General features: G+C 69.9%; 10 protein-coding genes. 4 read left to right on the forward strand and 6 right to left on the reverse strand.

All coding sequences use genetic code 11. The annotated features are described in order from the left end of the window. Window positions 1–303: 303 nt before the first annotated feature. Window positions 304–7,365, reverse strand: a complete 7,062-nt coding sequence (locus PV679_RS06345) for a glycoside hydrolase domain-containing protein (protein ID WP_319679051.1) — start codon at window positions 7,363–7,365, stop codon at window positions 304–306. Window positions 7,366–8,184: 819 nt separating this feature from the next. On the opposite strand from PV679_RS06345, the gene PV679_RS06350 reads away from it, so the two are divergent. Next, on the forward strand, window positions 8,185–9,753 hold the full coding sequence (locus PV679_RS06350) for an alpha-1,2-mannosidase (protein WP_319679052.1): 1,569 nt from the start codon (window positions 8,185–8,187) through the stop codon (window positions 9,751–9,753). Here the strand turns inward: PV679_RS06350 and PV679_RS06355 are convergent. Then, window positions 9,690–10,211, reverse strand: a complete 522-nt coding sequence (locus tag PV679_RS06355; protein WP_319679053.1) for a hypothetical protein — start codon at window positions 10,209–10,211, stop codon at window positions 9,690–9,692. The genes PV679_RS06350 and PV679_RS06355 overlap by 64 nt on opposite strands. Between PV679_RS06355 and PV679_RS06360 the strand changes: the two genes are divergently transcribed. Together PV679_RS06360 and PV679_RS06365 are read left to right on the forward strand one after the other, a co-directional pair. After that, window positions 10,122–10,682: a hypothetical protein gene (locus tag PV679_RS06360; RefSeq protein WP_319679054.1), complete on the forward strand. Its 561-nt coding sequence runs from the start codon at window positions 10,122–10,124 to the stop codon at window positions 10,680–10,682. The genes PV679_RS06355 and PV679_RS06360 overlap by 90 nt on opposite strands. A 178-nt stretch (window positions 10,683–10,860) precedes the next feature. Then, a complete protein-coding gene (locus PV679_RS06365) occupies window positions 10,861–11,820 on the forward strand; it encodes a DUF4232 domain-containing protein (RefSeq protein WP_319679055.1) in 960 nt (319 codons plus the stop codon). Window positions 11,821–12,002: 182 nt separating this feature from the next. On the opposite strand, the gene PV679_RS06370 is transcribed toward PV679_RS06365, so the two are convergent. The 4 genes from PV679_RS06370 to PV679_RS06390 form a co-directional block, all read right to left on the reverse strand. After that, window positions 12,003–12,785 (reverse strand): polysaccharide deacetylase family protein, encoded by a 783-nt coding sequence (locus PV679_RS06370; protein WP_319679056.1) that lies wholly within the window; start codon window positions 12,783–12,785, stop codon window positions 12,003–12,005. Between the two features lie 234 nt (window positions 12,786–13,019). Next, window positions 13,020–13,586 (reverse strand): S26 family signal peptidase, encoded by a 567-nt coding sequence (locus PV679_RS06380; RefSeq protein WP_319679246.1) that lies wholly within the window; start codon window positions 13,584–13,586, stop codon window positions 13,020–13,022. Further along, entirely contained in the window at window positions 13,583–14,170 is a 588-nt protein-coding gene (locus tag PV679_RS06385) for a hypothetical protein (protein ID WP_319679057.1), read from the reverse strand. Before PV679_RS06385 ends, PV679_RS06380 begins: the two co-directional genes overlap by 4 nt. Window positions 14,171–14,985: 815 nt before the next feature. After that, entirely contained in the window at window positions 14,986–15,261 is a 276-nt protein-coding gene (locus tag PV679_RS06390) for a helix-turn-helix transcriptional regulator (RefSeq protein ID WP_319679058.1), read from the reverse strand. A gap of 62 nt (window positions 15,262–15,323) precedes the next feature. Between PV679_RS06390 and map the strand changes: the two genes are divergently transcribed. Continuing rightward, window positions 15,324–16,091 carry a type I methionyl aminopeptidase gene (gene map / locus PV679_RS06395; RefSeq protein WP_319679059.1) on the forward strand — a complete coding sequence of 256 codons (768 nt, stop codon included), beginning with the start codon at window positions 15,324–15,326 and terminating at the stop codon, window positions 16,089–16,091. Window positions 16,092–16,159 lie beyond the last annotated feature (68 nt).

The following is a 16,159-nucleotide window of genomic DNA, read 5'->3' on the forward strand; positions in this document are numbered from 1 at the left end:
TGACGGCAGGACGTTCGTTGGCCTTCTCGCTACCGGCACCGAGCACTCCCGCCCGGCGGTGTGAAGCCGTCGAGGTACACCCACCCGGCGCGCCGGCACCCGGTGGTGGACCGCCGCCGTACCACCGCCGCCGTGAACGGCCGTGCCCGTCATGCCGACGGCCCCTCCGGGCGAACACCAGGGGTTCGCCCGGAGGGGCCGGCCGCCGGCGGCGGTGCACCTCCCGAGGATCAGCGGGATCCCGCCGCGGCCCCACGGGGCGCGGCTGGTCCGCCGGTCACGTCGTGCCCGGCGGACCAGGGATCACCTGGGCTCCGTCCACGCCGGCACCGGCGACCGGAATCCGGCGCCACCGGCCAGAGGCGCCCCGATGCCTCCGATGCCGAACAGGCCGGAGCTGGGCCACAGGCCGGATCCCGCGAGGGCGGCGTCACCGCCGTCACGGCCGTTGCCACCGGCCGCGACCGGCCGGTCGTCGCGGTCCGTGAGCTGGAACCCGACCGTGTAGGTCCGGGTGACCGAACCGTTGGCCGAGGTCACCTTGATGGTGCGGGTGGTGAACCGGGACCCGGTCGACGAGAGGACCGAACTGCCGTCGGTGACCTTCACCCGCGCGCCGGACTGGGCCGGCGTGGCGGAGACGGCCGGGATCCTCTTGTTCTTCGGCCAGTCGACGACGTAGGTGGACACCTCCGGATCGAACCCGTCGATCGCGACGCCGCCCACGGTGATCGCCCTGGCGTCGGCGACGCCGGCCTTCGTGGCGTCCGAGAAGTTCTTCACCGTGACCGATCCGTCGGCGTTGACGACGACCTTCGCCGCCATCGCCGCCGCCAGGTTGATCCGACCCCAGCTCGCTCCGCCGTCCGCGGTGAGGTCGAGCGGGTAGCCGGAGTCCGTCGCGGTCTGCTCCAGGATCTGCGTGCGCTGCTCGGTGGTGAGGTCCGGGAACGCGGTGATCAGCAGGGCTGCCGCGTCGGACGGCGTCTTGAGAGCCTGCCCGGACTTCCCGACCTGGGAGAATCCGTAGGTCAGGCGCCGCGTGTACAGGTCGACGTCCTGCGCCGTGCTCAGGCCGCCGTAGGAGTCGCCCTCGCAGGCCGCGAGCGTGTCGCCGTATCCCTCCTTCTCGCACTGCGCGAGCAGCACGTTCTCCATCTCGGTGTGGGCCTGGGTCAGCAGCTTCGCGAAGTCGGGGTCCGCCCACCGGTGCGCCACGGTGGCCTGTCCGGTGATGCGGCCGCCCATGACGTCGAGCGGGTAGTGGAACCCGAGGACGATGCGGTTGTCCCCGTACTCCGAGGTACGCGCGAGGATCGACGGCGCCAGCTCCGGCAGGAGCGTGGCGAGGATGGTCCCGGCTTCGTAGCCGCCGTAGGTGTGGCCGCTCGGGTACGAGCCGCTGGTGGCGAGGCTGCTGTACGAGCCGTCCTGTGACTCGTAGATGTCGCCGCCGTCGCCGACGAACCCGAGCCGCACGTACGGGCGCAGGTAGCCGTAGTCGTTCTTCGCCGCGTCGACCTTGTCGAGGTTCTTCGTGACGCGGGAGAACAGTGCGCTGGTCTTCGGCAGTCGGCCGCCGTTCAGGGCGTCGCTGTAGATCTGGCCGAGCCGGGACCCGAGGCCGTCGGCCATCGTGACGGTGGCGCTGTTCGCCGCGTCGACCTCGGCCCGGTCCACCTCCTTCTGTGTGGCCGCGTTGTTGATACGCACCGCGATCTGGTCGTTCTCAGCGGTGAGCGCGGCGCCGTGCGGCACCTTGGTGTTGGCGCCGAGGATGCCGGAGCCGAGGTCGTCGAAACCGTTGAGCAGGTCGTTGAAGTAGTCCGTGCCGTCGCCGGCGCCGGGCCACTTGTCCGACGCGTAGCTCGCGTTGAGCGTGTCGTCCGGGAAGGGCGACGGCTCGTACGCCGGGTCGGCGGCGGTCGCGGAAACGGTCGCCGCAGCGGTAGCCGAGGCGGCCGCGCGGGAGTCGTCCGAGGTTCCGGCCAGGGTGATCGCGGTCACGGTGGCCGTGTGCGTCTTGGCCTTGCTCCTGGTCGTGAGCAGCGCCGTGTTGACCGTGCCGGGCACGTGCGCGGTGGTTCCGTCGTCAAGGACCACGATGTAGCCGATGATCGGGAATCCGCCGTCGCCCGCGGCCCGCCAGGTCACCCGGACCTGCTTGCCGTGGGTGATCACACTCGTCACGGTCGGCTTCTGCGGCTTACCGCCGCCGGTCACCACAGGTGCCGTGGCGGCACTCTGGTGCGAGACGCCGAACGTGTTCACCGCCTGGACGCGCGCCATGTACGACCTGCCGGATCGCAGCCAGGTGAATGTCGTGCTCCGGCTGTTGGGATCGTGGATCGTGATCTCGTGGCCGTCGCTGAGGCTGACCTTGTAGCCGGTGACCGGTGAGCCGCCGTCGTCCTTGGGCGCGGACCAGGCGACCGTCACGCTCGTACCGGACGACGTCGCCGACACCGCGTCAGGTGCGGTCGGCACCGTCTTCGGCTTTGTCTTGAGCGCGGACATCGCGTGATCGAGTGTGGTGTAGCGCGCGGTGAGGGTCTTGTCCGTGGCCTTGGTGTCGGCGACCGTGGTCTTCGCCTCGCCGAGTGCCTTGGTGAACGCCTTCCATGACGCGTCCGTGTAGCGCGTGTTGTCGAGGGCCGACGCGGTCGTGACCAGGTCCTCCAGCCGCAGCCTCGGCACCGGGATCAGCTGTTTGGCGGCCAGGGTGAGGCGGCGCGTCTGTGTGTCGACTTCGAGCTGGGTCGCGTTGTCGGCGGCGACGAGATCGCGTGCGGCGCCGAGTTCGCGCGTGTACACACCGAAGTCGATCGCGTTGTAGCGCTCCGCGTCGCCGGAGAGGCCCTCGTACTGCTCAATGGCCTTGAGCAGAGCGGCCTTGTCCGTGACGACCGGGGCCTCGACATGGTCGAAGGTGATCCGGCCCAGGTTCGCGACGTACGGATGCGCGGAGTCCGGGTTCGTCGTCAGCCGCAGGTGGACGGCGTGCGTGCCGGTGATCTCCTTCGGCAGGGTCAGGCTTGTCGTCCCTCCTGACGACCACGCGCTTCCCGTGACCGGCAGCGGGATGGTCGCGTACGGCGTGCCGGGGCTGGCCGCGTCGAAGCTGTCCAGGTAGAGCTGGACGGCGGAGCCGGTGCCGCAGCGGGCGGAGTTGTTGGCGTAGGTGACCGTGACGGTGCTCTTCGGGGACCTGCCGAAGTCGATGTCCCCGTAGTCGAGCCAGGCTCCGTCGTACGTACCACCGAGGTCGGTGGTGGAACCCGCGCCGGTCCAGCCGACCGGCTCGCTCTTGAGGCCGCCGCCGCTGTTCGACTTGAACGCCGTGGCGTCGAAGCCCACCGGGGCGTCGGCGTCCTGCGTCAGAGTCAGCGAGTAGACGTTGGCCACGTAGGGCTGGTCCGCGGTCTGCGTGCTGGAGACGAAGTCCGCGTACACGTCCTGGACGCCGGTGAAGACGCTCGGGTCGAGCCGCACGCTCGTGGTGGCGATGGTTCCCCAGCCGGATCCGCTGTAGTCGAGAGGAATGTCGACGCTCTTCGGGCCGTCCTTCGAACCGAGGTGCAGTTCGATGTGCGAGTCCGACGCCGCGCGGGACTGGGGCTTGTCATAGCGGACGGTGACGGTGTCGGCGCCGTCGCGGAGGTCGGTGTCCTTCCACTGCGCCCACGCGCCGTTCGTCGTGTTCTCGAAGATGCCGTTCGAAAGGTTGAGCGGGAGCGAGCCGCCGCCGGTCGTGGTGCTGTTCGCCGCGCTCAGCGTGGCGAGCGTGGTCGAGGGAGACGTGGAGACCTCGTACGGCGAGAACTGGAACCAGTCGAAGTTCGACACCCACTGCTGGCCGGACGGGGCGTGGAACACGAACGTCGCGCTCGACGCGCCCAGCAGGGCGTCCGGGTCGGTGACGGCCGCCTGCACCGTGCTGTAGTACTGCCAGCCGCCGGTTCCCGGGAGCGAGACGGTGGCGACGACGGGGCCGTCGGCGGCACCGGCGTGGATGTCGACGCTGCTCGGCTTCGCGTTCGTCGCCTGCGAGTTCGCGTAGCGGACCGAGACGCTCCGCGGGGCGACCCCGCCGAAGTCCGTCTTGTTGTACCGCACCCACGATCCCTCGGTGACGCCGCCGAGGTCGCCGTCCGAGTAGTACGCCTCGCTGACGAGGCTGGGACCCTCCTTCTGATCGGGGGTCTCGGCCTGCAGGACGGCGTAGCCGCCCTCGTCGATGGCGAGCGCGTCGATGGCGGATCGCAGTGCGTCCTCGGCGGCCATGATCGTGCCCGTCGCGGAGGTGGTGTCCGCGAGGACGGTCCGCGCGCGTTCGAGGGCCGACCGGAACAGCGTCCAGGAGCCGTCGGAGTAGTTGCCGCCGCGCACCAGGGACGCCTGGTCGACGAGTGCGCCGAGGGACTTGCGCTGCACCGCCGCCGCGGAGATGACGAGCGGGTCGGTCGCGGATATCCCGGTACCGCTCACCGTCGAGGCCCGGGTGCCGTGGCCGAAGGCCGAGTCGCTGAAGGTGATGCCGAAGCGCGCGTCGACCTTCGTGGTGCCGGTGAGCGACAGCGTCGCCGTGCGCGAGCCGCTGACGCGGAGGTCGGCCTTGACACCGCCCGGCAGGCCGGTCACGGTCGCCGCTCCGGTCTTGGTGAGGCTGGTTCCGTTGCGGGCGGCGAACGACGCCGGTCCGTCCAGGGTCAGCTTCACGCTGTCGTCGACGGTGCCGTCCGAGGCGGTGTCGACGCTGCTCGGGCGGGCGGAGACGACGGTGTCGCCCTTGCCCGGTCCCGTGCCGCCGTCACCCGAGTCGCCCTTGTCGGTGTTCAGCGAGTACGCGGGCTCCGTGTTGGCACCCCACTGGGAGGGCTTGGAACCCATGGTGAAGTCCAGGGTCCCGCCGGAGATGATCTGGGAGTAGTCGAGCCACGTGTTGTTGAACCGCTTGCCGTTGAGGGTCGCGTTCTGCACGTAGTAGTTGCTCGCCGATACGCCGTCGGCCTTCACCGTGAACTGGTTGCCGTTGGCGTAGGTGATCGTCGTGGAGTCGAAGAACGGGCTGCCGATCTGGAACTCGCTGGAACCGGCGGTCACCGGGAACAGGCCCAGGGCGGCGGCGACGAACATGGTCGACATGGTGCCGGCGTCGTTGTCCATGGTCGGCAGGAAGCCGTCCGGGGCGAGCTTGTAGACCTGGGTCTTGACGGGCGGGGTGAACTCGCCGCCGGAGCTGGGGGCTTCGTTCGTGGAGCCCGTCGCGATGTAGCGGTTCCAGGTCGTACCGGTGTAAATGGCACGCACCCACTTCTGCGTCAGGCTGGGCTCGCCGACGTAGTTGAAGAGGTACGGCGCCTGGAGGTCGATCTCGTTCGCGTTGGAGTGCAGCATGGTCGAGCCGTCGTCGACAGTGGAGTCCTCGCCGAACATGTGCTCGACGGCGGCCTTTCCTGCCTTGTCACCGCCCATGGCCTTGATGAGGCCGCCCATGTCGTAGGCGTCGTACCAGTGGTACTGCCAGAGCGTGCCCTGGTAGAGCCCGGCCGCCTCGAACTTCTCGTAGTCGGCGCTCTGCCAGTCGCCGCCCGCGGCGCGCGGCGTGAGCAGGCCGACCTTGGTGCCGTCGGCCGCCGTCCAGGCGCCGGACTTGACGAGGTTGTCGATCGCCATCGTCGCCTGGGTGCGCAGCTTCTTCGCGTCGTCCTTCTTGCCGAGCGAGTCGGCGATGATGGCGAGCGCCCACTGGTCGTAGCCGCGCTGGACGGTCGTACCGGGATCACCGGCGACGTAGCCCTGCCGTAGCTGCGCCCCGGTGTAGTAGCCGGAGTACGACAGCAGCGCCGGGTACGCCTCGTCGAGCCGGTCGAAGTTCTTGTAGCCCTTCGACAGCGCGTCGGCGACCAGCACGGCCGAGCGCTCCCAGCGCACGGTCGGGACGGAGTGGGTGAGGCTGCCGAGGCTCTTGCCGGAGGCGTTCGCGTCGGCGAAGAGCTCGACGAGCGACTGAATCATGTCCCGGTACGTGGCCGGGTCGATGTACGCCTCGACGGAGTACTTGCGGAAGTCGTCCCAGGTGGACCAGCCGTCGTAGTACGTGAAGCCGTTCGTCTTGTGCACCGCTCCGTCGACACCGCGGTACGTTCCGCTGGTGCTGGTGGCGTTCACCGGCGACGCGTACATGCGGTACAGGTGGGTGTAGAACTCCTTGGTCAGCGTCGACCCGGGGTCGGACTTCGCGGAGGCCTTCACCGCGACGGCGCCGAGCGTGCTGTTCCAGTCCGCCTTCGTCCGCGCGCGCGCCTGGTCGAAGGTGAGCTTGCCCACCTCGTTCTGCTGGTCGATCGCGGCCTGTTCGGCGCTGATCGGCGACAGCGTGATGCGCAGCTCGATGTTGTCCCCGGCGGACTTGTCGAACCCGAGGACGGCGCCGGTGTCGGTGCCGTCCTGTGAGGTCGCGTCACCCAGCTTGCCGTCGTTGCCCCAGCTCTTCAGGGAGGTCACGGGGACGTTCGTGGTGGCGTTGTAGTACATCTGGTACGAGGCGCCGTTGAACGATCCCGCGATGAGCCCGCTGATCGACGTGTTCCCGTTCGGGAGCTTCGTCGCCTTCATGGTCGAGTGGGTGCGGCTGGTGAAGTTGTTCGCCAGGTCGAGGACGAGCTTGGGGTCCGACCCGGCGGGGAAGCTGTACCGTTCGAGCGCCGTGCGCGTCGTCGCGGTCATCTCGGCCTTGATGGTGCCGGGGTCCTGCTTCACCGACGAGCCGGTTCCGGAGATGGCCCCGAGGCCCACCTGGTAGTAGCCGGGCGTCGCGGTCTCGTCGTCGTGGCTGTACGCGTGTGCGTACGTGCCGGACGCCGGCCGGCTGTCGTACTGCACGGAGGTCGGGACGACGAGCAGGTCGCCGCCGCCGCCCGAGCCGCCGACGCCGTCGAGGTTCGTCGCGGTGAACCCGGCGATGTGGTCCTCGTTGTAGTCGTACCCGGGGTGGTTGCGGTTCGGCGTGGTCAGCGGGTTGACCTTGGCCAGGCTGTGGGGCGCCTCGGCGCCCGGCAGGTCGTTGCCGTCGTCGCCGGCGGTCGAGACGAACGGGTCGACGAGTTTCGTCCAGTCCGTACCGCCGGATGTCCCGCCGGACTGCGCGGACGCGGTCGCGACGGGCACTGCTGCGGCCGCGCCGCCGCCCGCCAGCGCGGCAAGGCCGAGCGCCCCGGTGAGCAGCGTGGCGACCGTCGCGCGCAGTGGCGAGCGGTGCCGTGGGGCGGTTCTCGGAAGGATCCAGCGGGGCAAGGGGGGATGGGATCTGATGGACACGTAACCTCTCCAGCGTCGCGATACGCACACACGGTCCGGCCTCATCGGAAGACAACGTTGTCGGACCGATACCGGAGCGTGCAGAGCGAGACGGCGGTGGACGCACGGGATTGCCCCGTCGCGTTCACGACCGTGCGCCATCAGACAGGGAAAAGGCATACAGCGGGCAAACAGAACTCGCACAGAAGGTGCGCGCCGGACACCGCGAAGAGCGTCACGCCTTCGCGCACGCGCGGCCCCGCCGCCCGGGCACGCGCGCTTCGGGCCGATTCACGAAGGCAATGCCATTCGCCTGGCCTATTGGATCACGCGGCTCCGCCGGATCGTCCTCCTGACAGTGTTCCGCACGTCGCGGATGCACGAGGACGCCGAGATCGCTGGTGCCAAGCATGCCATGAAAGCCGGCGAGGCCGAACACCGCACGGCACACGACGAGTTCCGCCGTCCTGTCCTGTCCTGTCCTGTCCCGCTCCTGTCCTGTCCCGCTCCTGTCCTGTCCTGTCCCGCTCCTGTCACCAAGGGAGAGGGTTGATGGACCGCGGCCGGATGGAGGCTCGCTCGCGGACGCGCCGTCCTGCCGCGCCCGGTCCACCGAGGACGGCGGATCGGCGGGCGGCGAGCAGTGGCGGAGAACACAGCGTGAGCGCGGGAGGCATTTCGTGTCCGTACCCGCGGCGGGCATGGACGGGAAGCGCGATCCGCGCCACGACGGCGGTCGGTACGCCGCCGCACCGCACCCACGCGAACGCAGCGCGGTGGTTCCTCACGCTGTCAGTGGGTGCCGGTAGCTTCTTGCCATCCGGGGACGGGAGTTGTCCGCGGATCGCCAGCGCAGGACGACTGCTCGATTACTGAGGGACGCTCATGGAACCGGTCTTCGCGGATTTCTCCACCACTCCGGCCCGGCTGTCGAACGCCGTCGTGGGATACCACCGGTGCGGGGTCGCCCCCTCGCATCTCGCGCTGGGCTCCGACGGATACATCAAGCTCGACTTCACGACGGACGGACGCGAGGAAATCGCCGGGGCCGTCCTCACCGTGACGACCCTCGGCGCGAACGTACCCATGGACGTCCTGCTCAACGGCAAGGCCGTGGCGGAGGGACTCACGTTCCCCGAGGCCGGCGGAGACGACGCGCCCCGGGACAGGGTCCTGTCCCTCCCGGGAGAACTGCTGACGCCGGGCGACAACCTCCTGGAGATACGCAGCCCCGCCGGCGAGGAGGGACTGCTGCGGCTGACCACCATCACCCTGGACCCCGCCCAGGACAGCGGCCGCGCCCGGCGCGCCATGGCGGCCAGGGCGAGCACCCGGTCGGTCTTCGCGTTCGCCACCGAGCACCGCCCGGTCAACTCCGCCGGGTGGCAGCCCGCTTCGCGGCTGCTCTTCCACATCGACCGGGGCGACCGGGCGGTTCCCGCGCAGCTCTCCTGGCGCGGGACGGACGGCGCGGAGACGGCGATAGCACTCCGGGCGGACATGTCCGGCTTCCACGGTCACTACCGGGCCGCCGACGGCGCGCTCGGCGAGTTCCGCGGCGCGCTCACTGACCGCTGGGCCTACCCCGACGGCACCACGGGCGTCGCGCCGCACCGGTTCTCCACCGAGGAGGGACAGGACGGCGACTGGCGTCCCTCCGGTGAGCTGCGAATCCTGCTCGACGACGGCCGGGCGACGCCCGTGGAGCGGGTGTCCTGGAGCGACCGGCGCGGGAACGCGGCGTCGGTCACCCTGACCGCCGCCGTCGCGACGGCGGACGGACATGCCGCGCCCGGCGAACTGCGCGACATCACCGACACGGTCGTCAATGTCGAGGCGAGCGACGAGTTCGAGGCCGCGGGTGAGGTCGCGCGGAACATACTCCGCAACTCCCGGAGCAAGTGGCTGGTGCACGAGGACACCGCCGAGCTGGACTTCACCCTCCAGCGCCCCGCCGCCGTCGCGTCGTACAGCCTGACCTCCGCCAACGACGCCCCGGGCCGCGATCCGCAGGACTGGCACTTCCAGGGCTCGCACGACGGCAGCACATGGACGACGCTCGACACCCGTACCGGCGAACGCTTCACGCGCCGCTTCGAGACGAGGGACTTCCCCTTCGCCAACACCGCCTCCTACCGCCGCTACCGGCTGTGCATCACCGACAACGCCGGCGGCCACGAGATCCAGCTCAGCCGGGTCCAGCTCCTCGCCGGGGCCGGCCGGGCTGCCGCGCCCGCCGCGTCCGACTTCATCGGCTACTACGGGCCGGCCGGAGAGGCCCCCACCGGGTACCGGGGCACGACCGTTCCCGGACCGGAGTCCGACGCCACGGAGGAGCGGAAGGAAGGGCCGCGGGAGAAGCTGCTCGCCGGGGATCTGACGGACACCGCTCAGGACCTGGACAGCGCCGCCCGCCTCCTCGGGAAGCTGGCGGAGTACCTCCGGACTCCCTGACCCGGCCCGCCGCGAAAGTGCCGGGACACCGGCGCTGACGCCCGGGTCAGCGACCCGAGCTGTGCGAAGCGGGTACTGCGTGTCGTGCATTCGTGGACGAGTCCGCGCAGGCGGGGGTCGTCCGGGAAGGTGCCATGTGCGACACGGAGGTCGGCGACGAGAGCGGCTTCGCAGGCGTCCTGGCCACCTTCGGACCGGACGGGCGGTCGTCCGGGGGTGGGCTCGGGCAGAAAGGTGTCGAGGACCAGGTTGCGCCGGTCCGTGCGGATCTGTGCGGGGTCTCCCATCAGCGAGGACCACAGCGGGGTCCAGGTGATCAGTGTCCAGTCCGCACTATCCAGCACCCCGCCGAGAATGGCCGGCACCACATGTCCGTCGACCAGACGTCCTGGGAAGCCGCGGTACGCCACCTGTACGAGGACGCGTACGCGTACATCGCCACAGGTCCGCGCCGCCACGAGGACTGGACGCTCGACGTCCTCGCGGTGATGGCCCGGGTCCCGGATCCCCGGGGCTGGACCGGGCTCGACGACGCCGCGCAGGACCCGGAGCGCGAGGGGTTTCCCACGTACCCCTTCGCCGCCCACCCCCCGGAGTACGTCGCGGTGCGCCTTCGGGAGCTCGACCGGGACAGCGCCGAGAATCTGCTCCTGGCCCTCACGGAGGAGGGCTGCACCCTGTCCAACCTCAGGTATTTCACCGAATCCCCGGACGAACTGCGGGCGATGGCGCGCACGGTCCTCGCGCGCTATGGGGACGAGGCCAGCTATCACACCAACGTCGACAGGCCCGGCCACGTGCCCGGCACGCTCGACTTCACGACGTCGACCTGGGGATACAGCCCGCTGAGCGTCTACACGGAGGACTGCGGCCTGGTCATCGTCTCGGACAGCGAGGTCGGCCTGTTCTGGGACTTCGCCGACTACTGATCCCGTACGGGCGCAGCTCCTGAACACCCGGGCCCGCCTCACCATCGAGGCCGCCTGGCCGGAAGTCCCATCCATCGAGAAACTGGACCACGAGGCCGCACCCACTTGTAGCACCCCTGTGACCCGAACTGTGACCTCCATCACGCTCGCAGGGTCGACGCCTTGATGAGATGACCCGATGAGCAGACCCGCCCCTCTTCGCCCGCGCCTCGCCGCGACCGCGCCCTTCCTGGTGGCTCTCGCCGCGATCGCTCCGCTGCTCACGGCCTGCGGGACGGAGAACGCGGGCGCTGGGAACACCGTCGCGAGCGCGGCCGTACCGCCGTCCCGCACGCGGATCGACGATCCGGGCAAGGACGGCGTACGGATCACCTCGTTGACTCTCCCGTCGGCATCCCCCTCACCCACCCGCGGCTACTCCGTCTCCGCCGAAAGCCTCGCCACGGACTCGTGGGTCGTCGCCGCCTACGAGGTCACCAACGAGGGCACCGAGACCCTGACCTACTCGGTTGTCTTCACCTTCATGAGCGGTGACGGCGGGGCCGTGGCCAACCAGAGCGCGACCGTGCGCGACGTCCGCCCCGGGAAGACCGTGCGGGGCACGGTCCGGGCCGGGGACCTGCCGCCCTCCGCGCCGCGGGTGACGCAGGCCAAGGTGCTCGACGTGACCAAGGTCCCCTCGGGCGAGGCGCCGGTCGAGCCGGGCACATGCCCCGCCTCCGGGATCCGAGTCAGCGCCGACGAGGGCGACGCGGCCATGGGGCTGCGCGTCGTGGGTCTGCACCTCGACAACTGCGGCACGCGCGCCTACACCGTCGAGGGCTACCCGCTGCTGGAACTCCTGGGCGACGACCGCAAGCCCGTCGACGGCATCAAGATCCTCGACGGCAGCGGCGAGATCACCACCGGCGCCGGGCCCGACGAGCAGCCCCGGCCCGTCACGCTCAGGCCCGGCGAGTCGGCGACCGCCGGCCTGGTCTGGCGCAACACCACCGCGTCTGGTACGCCCGTGAACGTGCCCTATGTGCGGGTCCGGGTGAAGGCCGGCGCTGACCCGGTGACGGTGACCCCGGGCCTCGATCTCGGAACCACCGGAACGCTCGGAGTCAGACCGTGGGAGAAGGCGGAGTCCCCGTAGGGAGTCCCCGTAGGGAGTCCCCGTAGGGCTCTGTCGGGTGATGTCGCAGGGCTGCCATTTGGTGGGCCTGGGTGGCTTGTCGCTTCTCCGTCGGTCGGCCTGCGTCAGTGGTCGGGTTCCGCTGTCCATGTCCGTCCGCTGGTGCCGGAGGTCCGGGCCTGGATGTCACCGGCGAGCCTCACTCACCGCACGGGGAAGCCGAAGGAGTACCCCTGCTCCTTCAGCCAGGGCAGCACCTCACGCAGAGCGGCCACGGTCTGGGAGCGATCCCCTCCCGCGTCGTGGAAGAGGACGGTCGGCCCGTCGGAGATCTCCCTCTTGACGGTGGCGACCATGGTGTCCACACCGGGACGCTCGAAGTCTCTGGAGTCGACGTTCCAGCCCAGCGGCCGCATCCCCCGGGACGCGGCGAGCTGCCGGCTGTACGGGGTGAAAGCACCGCCCGGGGCCCGGTAATACTGCGGCCGGACGCCTCCGGACGCCTCGGTGATCATGCGTTCGGCATCCAGGATCTGCTGGGACTGGTAGGCCTCGGACTTGGTGTCCATGGTGGTGTCGTGCGAGACCGTGTGGTCGCACAGCCGGTGCCCGTCCGCCACGACCGCCTTGACCAGGTCCGGGTACGCCTGGGCCTGCGTGCCCACCATGCAGAACGTGGCCTTCACACCGCTGTCCTTCAGCAGTCGCAGCACCTGCGGCGTCCAGACCGGATCCGGTCCGTCGTCGATGGTGATGTTGACGCCCCGGGCGCCGCGGTCCGAGGCGTGCGCGATGTCCGCCGCCACCTTGGCCACTGTCCGGTCCTGCGGCCGGGCGTCCGGCGCTGAGACACGTGCTTGCGGCTGCCGCCCTCCGACGGGGTCGGCCTGCGCGGTCCACACCGAGGTGGCAGCGGCCACCACTGTCACACCGAGCGCCGCCGCGAGAAGCCGGCCGTGCCATCCCCTTCCCTTGTGCCGTGCCATGTCCGACCGCCCCTTCGCTGTCTCCACCGATGCCGTGCACCCATGAAGACATACGAACGCCCGTACAAGACCCTCCGTTACCGACCACGGACGAATCCACCGGGGGCCGGCGACAAACGCAGGAGTTCCGCGACAGACGAGGGAGCGCGGCCCGATCCCGAGGAACTCCCCGCCGAGGTCGCGATCACCGCCATCGCCCTGGCCGAGCTCTTCGCGGGCCCGTACGAGGTGGGGCTACGTGTGTTGGCTGCGGCTGCGCAGTGGCAGAGCGGCAAGCGCGAGCAGAACGGTCAGTCCGAGCAGCACGATCGCCGCGGGCACAAGCTGTCTGGCGCGCCAGAGCTGGACCGGCAGCCCGATCCAGGGCACGCGCAATCGTGCTACGCCTTGGAGTGCCGCGGGCCGTAACGGGGTGGAGTCCGGTGCGGAGTTGGCGTCACCCTTGATGATCAGGTCGTTGTTGGGAAGCACCTGGTAGACCCGATGGGTGAGCAGATGGCCGGGCCGGGTGGGGTCCTGGGCCAGCACGATCTGGCCCACCGCCGGTGTGCGGTCGCGCGGTGGCGGCTGGTAGAGAACGACATCGCCCGGCGTGAGAGCGGGACGCATCGAGCCGGACTGCACCACGCCCGCTGTCCAGCCCAGCGCCACCACGGGCAAGTGCGCCCACACCAGTAGCCCGACCATCGAGCCGAGGACGGTACGTGAGGTGACCGAGGTGACCACACGGATCGGGTGCGGGGCGCCCTCGGCCATGGGCCGGCGGAGCGCGCCGGCGGCCAGGTCGCTCGGGAGAGTCACTTGTGTTCCCGCGCTTCCCAGGTGAAGGACACCTCGTTGGTGTTCACGCCTTGCGAGCCGTTGGGCGCGCTCGGGCTGAACTCCCACGCGAAACGGAAGCTGCGCGAGTCGGGTGGCTTGCCCGCCAGAGCCCAGGGACCCACGCCGGTGCGGAAGTCGGTGTGCAGCGCGACGAACTCGTCGAGGGTGCCGTCGAACGCGCTCTTGTGCGGAGTGAAGCCGTCGCAGTCTCTGGAGGTGCCGCCGCTGCCTACCTCGATTTTGAGGTCGATGAAGGATTGGAAGTTGCTGGGCCAGTTCGGTGAGCTGCTGTACAGCTTGAGCGCGGTGGGGAAGCCGGCGTTCGACTTGATCTCGATGCAGTTGGAGCCTGTGTCTCCGGGGCGCATGTCTTCGATGTCGAACATGGGCACTTTGCTGTCGTTGGCCAGCCCCGCCGAGCCGGCGGTCCACGTGTTGCCGTTGTTGCTGGTGTTCCCACTCCAGTCGGCGTTGGTGGCACCCCAGACCAGAGCGCCGCTGAGCAGCAACCCGAGCGGAACGGGCACCACCTGTGCCAGCACGTTCAGCCAGGGACGCGCCATCACCAACTCCGTTCAATTCCATCGATAGTGCACCATATTGCCTCCCCCGGTCTCACCTGCGGCGGCGCCGCTCCGTGTCGCGATCCCGGTCTGATGGGTCGCGATCCCGGTCTGATGGAGGCTCAATTTCATAAGGAGGGTCGGGAACTGGGAACGGAGCGTCCGTCACCGCGTCAGGCCGGCGGCGATCCGCGGCGGCGGGCCACCCGCTCGCACAGGCCCGTGCGGTTCACCGGCGGCATGGACGCCAAGCCACTGATCGAGCCAGGACTTCGCCTTGTCCGGAGGCGGAACAGGAACCTTCTCCAGCGGCGTGACCACACCTACGGCGCCCGCTCGATCCACCTGTCCTCGATCTGCTCTTCCACGTTGGTTCGCACGCGGCGGACGGTGTACCTCACCGGGAGAGGCCGGCCCTGGACACGCCGAATCCGTCCCTTCTGGATGTCCTGGCCCTTTCCACCGCACACGCTCTCCCCGGGCACTCCATCGCTGTCTCCATCCTCCGAGGCCGACTTGCACGGGTACGCCTCTCTGCAGTGCGAAACCCGCCGCACATCCGCGCCGAGCGCGTCGCACTGTCATGACATCGCGACTGATGACCACCAGCGACCGCAGTCGGCCGAACGAAGTAACGCGGTCCACGTCGGCCAGCACACCGAGTGGCCGGCTCTCGAAGTCCTTCAGGGGTTGGCCTGAGGGTCCGCGCCGCGCCGAGAGGACAGCCTCGGCCCGGTGCCATACGGCGAAGGACGGCACTCCCGTGCCATGTCAGGACCATCCGCCTTTCGGCCGGACGGCAGGTCTCCTGACGTTCACGCCGACATGGCCCGGCCACCGTCGTAGGCATCCTCCGCGCAGGCTGTGGCCAGGTCGTCCAGCGACAGGTCCAGCGCGTGGGCCAGGGCCGCCACGGTGAAGAAGGCCGGGGTCGGGGCCCGGCCGGTCTCGATCTTGCGGAGCGTCTCCGCGGACACCCCGGCCGCCGCCGCCACGTCCACCATGCTGCGGTCACCGCGGGCCTCGCGGAGCAGGGCCCCGAACCGCTCCCCACGTTGGCGCTCCTGCGGGCTCAAAGGAACTCTCACCATGCCCGTGATACTAATACCGGTATAAGTATTGGGTAGCACCGCATCGCAGGGAGTCACGAAACATGGTGGAGATCAAGACCGACACGGCACTGGAGATGATGCGTGAAGCCGGACGCGTCGTGGCCGACGCACTCGCGGCCGCCCGCGCCGCGGCAGCCGTCGGAGTGCGCCTGCGCGAGCTCGACGAAGCCGCCCGCACCGTCCTGACCAAGGCCGGGGCGCGCTCTCCGTTCCTGGGTTACCAGCCCTCCTTCGCACCCACCCCCTTCCCAGCGGTGATCTGCGCCTCCGTCAACGACGCCCTCGTGCACGGCATCCCCGACGACTACCGCCTGCGCGACGGCGACCTGGTCAGCGTCGACTGCGGAGCCGAGCTCGACGGCTGGACCGGCGACGCCGCGATCAGCTTCACCGTCGGCACCCCCCGGCCCGCCGACCTGGAACTCATCGCCGCCACCCAGCGGGCCCTGGACGCCGGTATCGCCGCCGCCACCGTCGGCCACCGCATCGGAGACATCTCCCACGCCATCAACACCGTCGCCCGCACCGTCAACTGCGGTATGCCGGCCGACTTCGGCGGCCACGGCATCGGCCGCCAGATGCACGAGGACCCCCACGTCGCCAACCACGGACGACCCGGCCGCGGCTTCCCTCTGCGCCACGGCCTCACCCTCGCCATCGAACCCATGCTCATGGCCGGAGGACACAACGACTACCGCACCGACCCCGACGGATGGACCCTGCGCACGATCGACGGCAGCCGCGCCGCCCACATCGAACACACCATCGCCATCACCCAGGACGGCCCCCGCGTCCTCACCCTGCCCTGACCTCGGACCCGCTCACACGCGGCAGCGGACGACGCCGGCCACGCTCGGAGAGCACACACCCGCGCGGG

It is taken from the genome of Streptomyces sp. AK02-01A (assembly GCF_033795305.1).
Classification (GTDB): Bacteria; Actinomycetota; Actinomycetes; order Streptomycetales; family Streptomycetaceae; genus Streptomyces.